General features: G+C 49.9%; 8 protein-coding genes. All 8 read right to left on the bottom strand.

The window, feature by feature from the left end; all coding sequences use genetic code 11:
- Positions 1-149 precede the first annotated feature (149 nt).
- A protein-coding gene (locus MMIC_RS10840; protein WP_227819489.1) for an IS3 family transposase occupies positions 150-1348 on the bottom strand; the annotation gives its coding sequence in 2 pieces (ribosomal slippage) (positions 150-997 and positions 997-1348; 1200 coding nt in all).
- 110 nt (positions 1349-1458) lie between these two features.
- Positions 1459-2826 (bottom strand): cysteine--tRNA ligase, encoded by a 1368-nt coding sequence (gene cysS, locus MMIC_RS10850; RefSeq protein ID WP_072660502.1) that lies wholly within the window; start codon positions 2824-2826, stop codon positions 1459-1461.
- Positions 2823-4220, bottom strand: coding sequence for a glutamate--tRNA ligase (gene gltX / locus MMIC_RS10855; protein WP_083530572.1), 1398 nt, complete (start codon positions 4218-4220; stop codon positions 2823-2825). The genes cysS and gltX overlap by 4 nt, the downstream gene beginning before the upstream one ends.
- 3 nt (positions 4221-4223) lie before the next feature.
- A complete protein-coding gene (locus MMIC_RS12490; RefSeq protein WP_083530573.1) occupies positions 4224-4538 on the bottom strand; it encodes an FtsB family cell division protein in 315 nt (104 codons plus the stop codon).
- Positions 4539-4559: 21 nt separating this feature from the next.
- Entirely contained in the window at positions 4560-5843 is a 1284-nt protein-coding gene (gene eno, locus MMIC_RS10860; protein WP_072660503.1) for a phosphopyruvate hydratase, read from the bottom strand.
- A gap of 88 nt (positions 5844-5931) precedes the next feature.
- Complete coding sequence (kdsA, locus tag MMIC_RS10865; protein WP_072660504.1) at positions 5932-6759, bottom strand: 3-deoxy-8-phosphooctulonate synthase; 828 nt, start codon at positions 6757-6759, stop codon at positions 5932-5934.
- The gene (gene pyrG / locus MMIC_RS10870; protein WP_072660505.1) at positions 6756-8390 is read right to left on the bottom strand and encodes a CTP synthase; all 1635 of its coding nucleotides are present in this window, start codon (positions 8388-8390) and stop codon (positions 6756-6758) included. Before pyrG ends, kdsA begins: the two co-directional genes overlap by 4 nt.
- Positions 8391-8441: 51 nt before the next feature.
- Positions 8442-12323 (bottom strand): phosphoribosylformylglycinamidine synthase, encoded by a 3882-nt coding sequence (gene purL, locus MMIC_RS10875; protein WP_072660506.1) that lies wholly within the window; start codon positions 12321-12323, stop codon positions 8442-8444.
- Positions 12324-12416 lie beyond the last annotated feature (93 nt).

Genomic DNA, 12416 nt, shown 5'->3' on the forward strand with positions numbered 1-12416 from the left:
CAATCTGTTTGATGCTCTTCTTATGGACGTAAAAATCCCGCCTTACTTTTGCTTTCGTTTCCACTGTGATCACTCCTGTTTTTTCCTCCAACTAAATCATTAGCTGGGGATACTACAGGGGGGTCAAATTTGGACGCTGATTTACCCCTCTAGGGGGTCAATTTTGAACGCTGAATAACACTCAGGCTGAGGTGCGGTCTGAGTCGATTGTAAGCATCAACGGATTCATCCACCAACCTTTTAAGTTTCTCAAAGGTTTTACACCGGTATAACAGGAACTCCTGTTTCAGTATGCCGTTCACACGCTCCGCCAACGCATTCTGATAACAATCATATCCATCCGTCATCGATGGCTGAATGTGATGTTTTGATAACGTCTCCTGATATGTAGCCGAGCAATACTGCACACCCCGATCCGAGTGATGAATCATTGGGTGATCCGCCACTCGCTGTGCTATTGCCTGCTTTAACGCTGCATTCGGATGAACAGCCCTCAGATCATGGCTTAGTTCATGTCCCATGATTTTACGCGAACAGGCATCTGTAACGAGTGAGAGATAATGTACACCCTCATCGCTTTCCAGATATGTAATGTCACTGACCAACACTTGCTCCGGATGGTGAATCTCCAGATTAGCCAGCAAGTTCGGATGTTTTTTCATCCAGTGTTTACTATCTGTCGTCTTGGTATAGCTGCGTTTCGGGGCGATCAACATCCTCTGTCGGCGCAAATACCCGAACAGGCCATCACGTCCAAGTTTGATGCCTGCCTCAAGCAACTCAGGCTTGATCAGATGGTATAGCTTGCGTGTTCCCAAACGAGGCAAGCGCTTCCTGATCTCCTGAACCATCGCTTTGACTGGCTCAAGGCCAGTCTCTCTTTGCTGGTGACGCTGTTCCGCCTGATAGAGAGATTGACGCGATACCCCCATAAAACGACAAGACTTCGCCAGACTCACCGATCCTTCTTCCTGGAGTTCTCGGGTGGCCTGGATGCCAACTTTTTTCGGATAGATGTTCCGTACTGACTATCTGCAATATCGATCATTCTGTTCAAAAGAAGGGTGTGCTGGCGTTCATCTTCCAGTTCCTTCTCCAACCGCTTGATTGTTTGTGCAGGGGTTTCTTTTGACTTGGGCATCGGACGACTCCTTGAGTGAGACCAGTCCAACTTACCATGTTTACGCAACCATACCAAAACGGTGCTTTTGCCCTGAATGCCGTAACGACCCTGAGCTTGTCTACAGGTCAGTTCCCCTTGTTCAACCTGCTCGACTACGCTCAATTTAAAGGTCAACGAATAATCACGCTGACTACGTCTACGCCTTGCTGTTTCTACCTTCTCCATAAATAAGTCCTTTTACTGTCAACTTATTTCAGGACGGGACAAACTCGAATAAAAAAGAGGCCCTTTCGGCCTCTTTTTTTATTGCTTGCAGCTGCGTTTCAAAACCCGGTTCAGATCTTCTTCCAGGTGGTGCCGGCTGCCGTATCTTCCAATACAATGCCCTGCCCTGCCAATTCATCACGAATGGCATCTGCACGTGCAAAGTCACGCGCCTTTTTCGCCTGGCTGCGTTCGGCAATCAAAGCCTCAATGGCATCTCCATCAACATCACCACCCTGGAACCACTCATGTGAAGAGTGCTGCAGAATACCGAGAACCGAAGCCATCTGATTAAACTGACCTGCGATCAGGCTGATATCTTCTCCTGCATCAAGGGCTTTATTGATAGCTCTGCTATATTCAAACATCTCAGCGAGTGCTTCAGGCGTATTAAAATCATCATTCATCACTGCAATAAATTTTTCGGGCAATTCTGTTTCGCTTACATCCTGCTCGGCCAAACGCTTGCTGGTTTCATACAGTCGATCAAGGCCTGTTCTGGCCACATCCAGAGCCTGATCAGAGAAATCCAATGGTGAACGGTAATGCGTACCAAGCATGAACATCCTTAACACTTCAGGATGATAACGTTCAAGCACCTCACGTATGGTAAAAAAGTTACCCAGTGATTTAGACATTTTCTCTGCATTGATATTCACAAAACCGTTATGCAACCAGTAGCGCGCGAAGCCACCACCATTTGCAGCTTTTGCCTGGGCAATTTCATTTTCATGATGTGGAAATTTCAGATCCATGCCGCCACCATGGATATCAAAGGTATCACCCAAATGAGAGCAACTCATGGCCGAGCACTCAATATGCCAACCCGGACGGCCATTACCCCAGGGTGAGGCCCAGGCAGGTTCACCTTCCTTGGCCATTTTCCACAATACGAAATCCAGCGGGTCGCGTTTCTTTTCATCTACACCGACACGTGAACCCGACTCCAGTTCATCAATATTCTTGCCTGAGAGCTGTCCGTAACCATCAAATTCACGCACCGCATACAACACATCTCCTGATTCGGAAACATAGGCATGCCCCTTGTCGACAAGTGCCTGAATCATGGCAAGCATCTCATCCATATGCGTGGTAGCACGCGGCTCATGCTCAGGGCGCAGGCAACCAAGCGCATCCGCATCTGTATAAAATGCTTCGATCATTTCATTGGTAAGGCTATTGATGTCGATACCACGCTCACCGGCACGCTTGATGATTTTGTCATCCACATCGGTGAAGTTGCGCACATAATTCACTTCATATCCAGTTTTTTTGAACCAGCGATTGATAATATCAAACACAACCATCACACGGGCATGTCCTACATGACAATAGTCATAAACTGTAACCCCGCAGACATACATGCCCACTTTACCTGCATGCAATGGCTCAAAACGTTCCTTCGTCCGACTCAGTGTATTATATACATACAAACTCATGTTTCCGCCTGCCCCTTCGCACATTCAGAGATAGCGCATTCGATTCTTTCCACAATGCCAGCGTATCCAAGAAATGACACAACTTCAGACATCTCGGGACCATGCAGGGCACCACTGAGCGCAACACGCAGCGGCATAAACAGGGCCTTGCCCTTGTTGCCAGTTTTCTCTTTCACAGCAAAGGTCCAGCTTTTCCAGTCAGGGTTGGCATGCCAGGCATCCAGCGCATGTTGATAAAATTCAGCTCCTGCCTCATGGACTACAGGCAGTGCTTCCGCTTCAAGGGGGGCCTGTACATCAAGCAGACGCTGAAACAGTGCTGCGTCTTCCACCCGCTCCAGATTTTTTTCAATCAGGCTGGCAAACGAAGCCAGACGATCATGACTGGTTTCCGGAACATGCGGCAACAGCAGAGGAATCAACAACTCACTATCGAGTTCATGCAACAGGCGTGTATGCCAGCGCCACATCTCTTCATCCGACCAGCGTACAGAACTGGTGGAGATATGCTCTTCATCCAGATGCAGAGCCAGTTCATCTGCACAGTGTGCCTCATCCGGCATATTCGGATGCCCCAACCGGCCCATGGCCTGCACCAGAGCTCCGGGAAGCAGTCCTTCCTCTCGCAATTCAGCAACACTGTGACTACCACTACGTTTGGACAGTTTGGCTCCATCCTGACCCAATAACAGGCCATGATGCAGATATATCGGAGCCTGATAACCCAGCCGTTCTAGCAGCCAGACCTGATATGCCGAGTTGGTCAGGTGATCATCACCACGTAAAGCGTGGGTAATGCCGTCCACAGCATCATCCACGGCATTCGGCAACAGAAATGTAAAGCTGCCGTCTGACCTGACCACCACAGGGTCATCCAGATCGCGTCGGGCGAACGTCACCTGACCATGCAAAAGATCGGGAACCTTTACTTCACCCTCTTTGGCATGGATCGCCAGACGCCATACATACGATTCATGCTCAGCACGCTCTTCCGCTTCATCACAGCCCAATTCACGGCAACGCCCGACATATCGCGGTGGCAAACCACGCGAAGTAGCCAGCTTGCGATCCAGGCTCAACTGGGATTCAGAACAGAAACAGCGGTAAGCCATCCCCTGCTCTGCCAGCCTTTTTAAAGCCTCACCATGTTTACCTGCATGTCCGGACTGAAACAGTACGTCTCCATCCCACTCCAGCCCCAGCCAGCTCAGATCAGCCTTGATAGCATCACTATACTCAATCTGGGAACGATCCTGATCTGTATCCTCAAAGCGTAGCAGGAAACGACCACCGTGTTTTCTGGCATACAGCCAATTAAGCAATGCTGTGCGCACATTACCCAGATGTAACAATCCGGTTGGCGATGGCGCAAATCGGGTAACAACCTGACTCATAGTCTACTCACTCTTACCTTTATCTAGCTTGTTCTCGGGCATGATCACCATAAATTCGTCCGGATAAACATAACCCAACTCACGATGAATCAACTCCTCCAACGCCTTGGGATCATCACGCAGACGCAGGATCTCCTGTGCCAGGCGTTCCCTGTCAGCCTTCAGCGTAACGAGCTCCGCTTTCAATGCCTGTAACTGAACAGCCTCCTCACGGTAGACCAGATAGCCATGATCAGAAAAAATCAGGTTCCAGCACATATAAGCCAGCAGAGCTCCGCCGAGAGCCCAGTAGAGCCACCGACCTATTGAGCGAACCATCTCACAGACTCTTCTGCCGGATCAGGACTTACGTGAAAAAGCGTCGCGCCCCGCATAACGGGCAGCACTTCCCAGCTCTTCTTCGATACGCAGTAATTGATTGTATTTAGCCATACGATCAGAGCGTGAAGCAGAACCGGTTTTAATCTGACCGCAAGAGAGAGCCACAGCCAGGTCTGCAATTGTAGTATCTTCAGTTTCACCGGAGCGATGACTCATCATGCAGCGATACCCGGCATCATGTGCCATGTTCACAGCCGCAATCGTTTCGCTCAATGTGCCAATCTGGTTCACTTTCACCAACAGTGCATTGGCAATGCCCTTCTCAATACCTTCCTTGAGGATCTCAGGGTTGGTTACAAACAGATCATCACCCACCAACTGTACACGATCACCGGTCTTTTCAGTTAACAGCTTCCAGCCATCCCAGTCATTCTCATCCAGACCATCTTCAATCGAAACGATCGGATATTGACGACACAGTGAATCTATCAGATCAACCATCCCGGCCGAATCCAGCTTACGATTGCCTTCTCCAGCAAGGATATAGGTGCCATCAAAGCAGAACTCGGAAGCGGCCATGTCAGAGCAGAGTACAATATCGGAGCCGGCTTTCAGGCCAACATTTTCAATGGCTTCCAGAATAACGGTAATACCCTCTTCATTGGAACCGAGATTCGGGGCAAAGCCACCTTCATCACCAACTGCAGTGATATGGCCACCCTTCTTCAACACGGATTGAAGCGCATGAAATACTTCCGCGCCCATATCCATGGCTTCAGCAAAGCTCGATGCACCAGCCGGAGCAATCATATACTCCTGAAAATCAATACTGTTATCAGCGTGTGAACCGCCATTGATGACGTTCATGCATGGAACAGGCATCAGTGTTGCGTCGTTACCACCCAGATAGCGGAATAGAGACTCTCCATTCTCAACAGCCTGTGCTTTCGCCACAGCCATGGATACGCCAAGAATTGCATTGGCACCCAGACGTCCTTTATTTGCCGTACCATCAAGTTCAATCAACTTGCTATCAACAGCTTCCTGATCAGCAGCATCCATGCCCTGAACAGCAACAGTTATATCATCATTTACATTGGCAACGGCCTTCTTAACACCTTTACCGCCAAGGCGACGATCACCGTCGCGCAGTTCCACGGCTTCGCGGGCGCCAGTGGATGCACCACTTGGAACGGCAGCACGTGCAAAAGCACCGCTGGCCAGTTTCACATCGACCTCTACAGTCGGATTGCCACGCGAATCAAAAATTTCACGTCCATGGATATTTACAATTTCACTCACTTCTTTCTCCTGTGTCCGACCCCATGCCGAACATCTTTCTTTTCATTTATAACATTGAACCTGAACCGTCCATCCTGGACTAACAGGCTTAATTTTCTTTAACGACCTCATCAATCCGTTTCAAACGTTTCAGTAAAGCGGCCAAATCAGCCAGCGCCAGCGAATTGGGACCATCAGATTTTGCTTTATCAGGATCAGGGTGCACTTCCATAAATAGTGCTGCGACACCTGTAGCTACAGCTGCCTGACTCAATCCGGGCACATATTCACGATTTCCGCCGGTTGCACCGCCGAGGCCACCCGGTTGCTGAACTGAATGCGTTGCATCAAACACAACCGGAGCACCGAACTCTTTCATCACCAGCAGAGAGCGCATATCGGAAACAAGATTATTGTAACCGAAACTCGCACCACGTTCGCACAGCATAATCTGATCATTTCCAGTCGCCTGTGCTTTTTCCAGCACATGTTTCATATCCCAGGGTGCCAGAAACTGACCCTTTTTGATATTCACTGGTTTCCCGGCACGTGCAACGGCATCGATGAAATCGGTCTGGCGGCATAAGAATGCAGGTGTCTGCATTATATCGGCGACTTCAGCTACTGCTTCGACCTGATCCACTTCATGGATATCGGTTATCACAGGCAAACCCAGTTCATCCTTCACACGCTGCAGAATTCGCAAACCTTCTTGCAGACCCGGACCACGAAAACCGTCTTTACTGGTACGATTAGCCTTATCAAAGCTGGATTTAAATACCAGAGGCACACCACATGACTCAGCAATAGCGGCAATTCTTTCAGCTACCTGCAGAGAGAAATCTTCACCCTCAATAACGCAAGGACCGGCAAACAGTACCAGTGGCAGGTTATTGGCAATAGTGATATCACCAACGTTTACGCAGGCATCTGTCATACTGCAGCCTTCTCTTTACTTGCTCCGACAAAGGCGGCAAACAAAGGATGCGGTGCATACGGACGAGAAAGAAACTCGGGATGAAACTGACAAGCCACAAACCACGGATGATCTGACACCTCAACCATTTCAACCAGTGAATCATCCGGCAGTGTACCGGACACAATCAGCCCCGCCTGTTCAAGCTGTTCGCGATAAGTGTTGTTAAACTCATAACGATGACGGTGACGTTCACGAATCTCAGGCTTGCCATAAGCAGCATAAGCATTGGTTCCTTCAATCACCTTACACGGATAACCACCCAAACGCATGGTACCACCAAGATCACTATCAACACTACGCTGAACACGGCCGCCTTCTTGCTCCCACTCGGTCATCAAAGCAATCACCGGATGCTCAGCCCTCTCATTAAACTCACTACTGATTGCACCTGCAAGGCCTGCCACATTACGTGCGAATTCAATCACGGCCAACTGCATACCAAGGCAGATACCGAGATACGGCACCTTATTCTCTCGCGCATATTGAATTGCCGCAATTTTGCCTTCAGTGCCGCGTTCACCAAAACCGCCGGGAACCAGAATACCATCCATATCACTCAGGCAATCAGTACCTGTTTTTTCCAACGCTTCCGCATCGAAATATTCGATTTTAACACGAACGGAGTTAGCCATACCGCCATGAATCAGTGACTCATTGACCGACTTATAGGCATCTGCCAGCTCAACATATTTGCCCACCATGGCAATGGTAATCTCTTGTTCCGGCTCACGAATTCTGCGGCAAATATCTTCCCAGGTAGACAGATCAGGTTCTGGGTCATCCATGTGGAAATGCTTCAGCACAGCAGAACCCAGACCACCTTCACGTAACTTCAGCGGCACGCCGTAAATGGTATCCACATCAGGGGCATCAATCACAGCTTCCCGGTCCACATTACAGAACAGGGCAATTTTATCTTTCTGCCCCTTAGGAATCGGATGCTCCGAACGACACAGCAGTACATCCGGCTGGATACCGATTTCACGCAATTGCTTCACCGAATGCTGCGTTGGTTTGGATTTAATTTCGCCTGCAGATGCGATATACGGCAACAGCGTCAGGTGAATATAGGCTGTATTTTCACGGCCAAGATCAAAACGCAGCTGACGGATAGCTTCCAGGAAAGGCTGTGATTCAATATCACCAACTGTGCCGCCAATCTCAACCAGAGCCACATCCACATCCTCAGAACGAAGCGAGAGAATGGCATTCTTGATTGCATCGGTAATATGCGGAATCACCTGCACCGTAGCACCGAGATAATCACCACGACGCTCACGACGAATCACAGATTCGTAAATACGACCAGTGGTAAAATTGGAACGCTTGGACATGGTTGCATGGGTAAAACGCTCGTAATGCCCCAAATCGAGGTCGGTTTCCGCCCCATCATCGGTCACATATACTTCGCCATGCTGGAACGGGCTCATAGTTCCGGGATCTACATTTATGTAGGGGTCGAGCTTCTGCATCGTGACCTTGAGACCACGTGCTTCAAATAGAGCTGCAAGGCTTGCAGCGGCGATACCTTTGCCGAGTGATGAGACCACCCCGCCGGTTACAAAAACAAATCGAGTATTATTAGTCATGACGGGTCGGCAAGTTAGCAGAACACCTTGCCTCACGCCAGTTAAAAGCTATTAATCTAACCACTTCCGTGCATTACGGAACATGCGCAACCATGGCCCATCTTCAGCCCAGGCATCCGGCGCCCAGGAATATTGCGTCGTACGGAACAAACGCTCCGGATGCGGCATCATAATCGTGAATCGTCCATCGGCTGTAGTAAAACCGGTCTGACCATCTGGCGACCCGTTCGGGTTATGTGGATAAACACTTGCAGCCTGCCCGTCAGGGCCAAGATAACGCAGGGCTGCGATGGCATTATTTTGCTGATCAGCCGTTGCAAATTCAGCCCTTCCTTCACCATGTGCAACCACCAGCGGCAACTTTGAACCAGCCATGCCGGAAAGAAAAAGCGATGGTGAATCGAGCACTTCGACCTGCAACAGTCGCGCTTCAAACTGTTCAGATCGATTGCGTTCAAAACTCGGCCAATTTTCAGCACCCGGAATTATAGTTTTCAGACCGGACATCATCTGACAGCCATTACAAACGCCAAGTGCAAATGTATCAGCACGATGGAAAAATGCATCGAACTGATCACGCGCACGCGCATTGAACATTACCGAATTTGCCCAGCCACGCCCGGCACCCAACACGTCCCCGAACGAGAAACCACCACAAGCCACAAGCCCCTGAAAATCAGCCAGGCCTGTCCGCCCTGCAATGACATCAGACATGTGCACATCGGTGCAGTCAAAACCGGCGCGATCAAATGCGGCCGCCATCTCAATCTGACCATTTACACCCTGTTCCCTGAGCACTGCCATTTTTGGCCGTGAACTATGAATATATGGTGCACAGATATCTTCAGATGGATCAAAGCCAAGATCGGCAACCAACCCTCTGGCATTACGATCAGCAATCACGTCAAATGCCTCTTTTGCACAATCAGGGTTATCACGCAACGCCTGCATACGGAAGCTCGTCTCAGCCCATATCTGCTGCAAGTCCTGAACATGTGAAGTAAACAGAACCTGTTCGTTTTCCTGCAACACAATCTGACCATCAGTTCGTGGGTGCCCGATTACCTGAACGGTGTGGAGCAGACTTGTCTTGGCCAGTTCAGCCAGTACGGCCTCACGGTCACTCCTGCGAACCTGCAGCACGGCTCCCAGTTCTTCATTAAACAGCGCTGAAAGTGCATCCCCGGCCAGTGTTTCAAGATGAATTTTCAAACCACAGCGTGCAGCGAAAGCCATTTCACTCAAGGTGGTAAACAGGCCACCATCAGAACGATCATGATAAGCCAGCAGTAGCCCTTTCTGGTTCAGCGTTTGCACGGCCTCAAAGAATGCCTTCAGCAGTGCCGGAGAATTCACATCGGCAACCGCTTCGCCAGTAGTACCATAAACCTGCGCCAGAGCCGAACCGCCCAGACGATTTTTACCCTCTCCCAAATCAATCAGAATCAGATCAGAATCACCCTGATCCAGCTTTAATTCCGGTGTAAGTGTTTTACGAATATCGCTCACCGGTGCAAATGCAGAAACGATCAGGGAAAGCGGTGAAGTCATTTCACGCTTCTCATCCCCATCCTGCCATACCGACTTCATGGAAAGAGAATCCTTACCCACCGGAATAGAGATGCCGAGTTCGGGGCACAGCTCCATACCTACCGCTTTAACAGTATCGTAGAGGCGCGCATCTTCACCATCGTGACCACAGGCCGCCATCCAGTTGGCCGAAAGTTTTATATCACCGATTTTAGCAATTGCTGCAGCAGTAACATTGGTTAGCGCCTCACCCACTGCCATACGACCGGATGCGGCTGCATCCAGCACCGCAATCGGTGTACGCTCACCCATACACATCGCTTCACCGGTATAGTTCGTATAATCGGTGGCTGTAACCGCCACATCAGCCACAGGCACCTGCCATGGACCAACCATCTGATCCCGCGCCACAAGCCCTGTAATTGAACGATCTCCGATCGTGATCAGAAACTCTTTACTGGCAACAGAGGGCAATCTCAACACACGTTCAGCAGCCTCTTTCAGATCGACCGAAGTTAAATCAAGCGGTACACTGACAGCATCTTTATGGCTCACATCACGGACCATTTTCGGTGGTTTACCAAGCAAAACATCAAGCGGAAGGTTCACCGGCTGATTACCGAATTCAGGGTCGTTGACCACCAAGTCACGCTGCTCTTTCGCCTCACCCAACACTGCAAACAGGCAACGCTCACGTTCACACAAGGCGGTAAACAGATCGCGTGATTCAGGCGCGATCGCCAGCATATAACGCTCCTGCGCTTCATTGCACCAAATCTGCATCGGACTCATGCCCGGCTCCATGTTATGCACAGCTCGAAGATCCACCCAGCCACCGCGAGATGCATCATCAATCAGTTCAGGTACAGCATTGGACAGACCACCTGCACCGATATCGTGAATAAACAGAATCGGATTCTCATCTCCCATCTGACAGCAGCGATCAAGTACTTCCTGGCAGCGGCGCTCCATCTCAGGGTTTCCACGCTGCACTGAATCAAAGTCGAGTGATTCAGCATTGGCGCCGGTGTCCATACTTGATGCCGCACCACCACCCAGGCCAATCAGCATGGCGGGTCCACCAAGTTGAATAATAAGACTGCCTTCCGGCACCTCTTTTTTATACACGTGGCGCGCATCTATATTACCGACACCACCGGCAATCATGATCGGCTTGTGATATCCCCTGAGCTCACCGGCGACATCCTGCTCATAAGTGCGGAAATAACCGGCAAGATTCGGACGACCGAATTCATTATTGAATGCGGCCGCACCGATCGGACCGTCAATCATGATATCAAGTGCTGAAACAATACGTTCGGGCTTACCGAAATCCTGCTCCCATGGCTGTTCAAAGCCGGGAATCCGCAAGTTGGATACTGAGAAACCACACAGACCGGCCTTGGGTTTGGAACCGACACCGGTTGCCCCTTCATCACGGATTTCACCGCCGGAACCTGTTGCCGCACCCGCAAACGGAGAAATAGCAGTCGGATGATTATGGGTCTCCACCTTCATCAGAATATGGGTCTCATCATCATGCGCCGTATATTTACCATCCACGCCGGGATAGAAACGTTTGGCTTGCCCGCCCTCAATCACCGATGAGTTATCACTGTATGCCACCAGTGTACCTTCCGGGTTAAGCTGATGCGTATTGCGGATCATGGAAAACAGAGAGCGTTCCTGCTCCTCTCCATCGATCACCCAGTCAGCATTAAAAATCTTGTGGCGGCAATGTTCGGAATTGGCCTGTGCAAACATCATCAATTCGGCATCAGAGGGATTGCGCTCGAGCGCAATGAAATTCTCCAGTAGATAATCAATTTCATCTTCAGCCAGAGCCAGCCCCAGTTCACGGTTAGCCGCTTCCAGCGCCGAACGCCCTCCACCCAGAGCATCAATAGTAACCAGTGGCTGAGGCGCATGATGGGCAAATAGCTGTTGCAATTGATCTACATCTGACAGGACCGATTCAGTCATACGATCATGCAAAAACGCTGCGGCAGCGGCATGCTGATCGTGAGAAACACCTGAAATATGGTAAGCAATACCACGCTCAAGCCTTAGCAAACCGGAAAGTCCGCATAAGCCGGCGATGTCGGTTGCTTTTGATGACCATGGGCTGATCGTGCCGATGCGCGGCACAACAACAAACAGATCATCAGCCGCATGTGAGGTAAACTGTTCGGGTGCATGATTGAGCAGTTCGGCCAGACGTCCCGTATCCTCAGAGGCCCAGCTGTCATTCACTTCAGCGATATGGATATAATCAGCAATTATCGCATCTACAGAAACACCTGCAGCTGCAAATGCAGCATTCAGCTTTTCACGTCGAAAGTCGGACAGCGCATTCTGTCCTTTCAGTGTAATAATGTGAGTGGAGGAAATCGGTTCAGTCATGTCCGTATCCTATGAAGTAGCAACCGGAAACCAAGTAGAAAGTTCGTTACTTTAAATTGACCTTTTAAAACGTTCAAAAACAAAAAAAGGGGA

This window comes from Mariprofundus micogutta (assembly GCF_001895085.1).
In the GTDB taxonomy this organism is placed as follows: domain Bacteria; phylum Pseudomonadota; class Zetaproteobacteria; order Mariprofundales; family Mariprofundaceae; genus Mariprofundus; species Mariprofundus micogutta.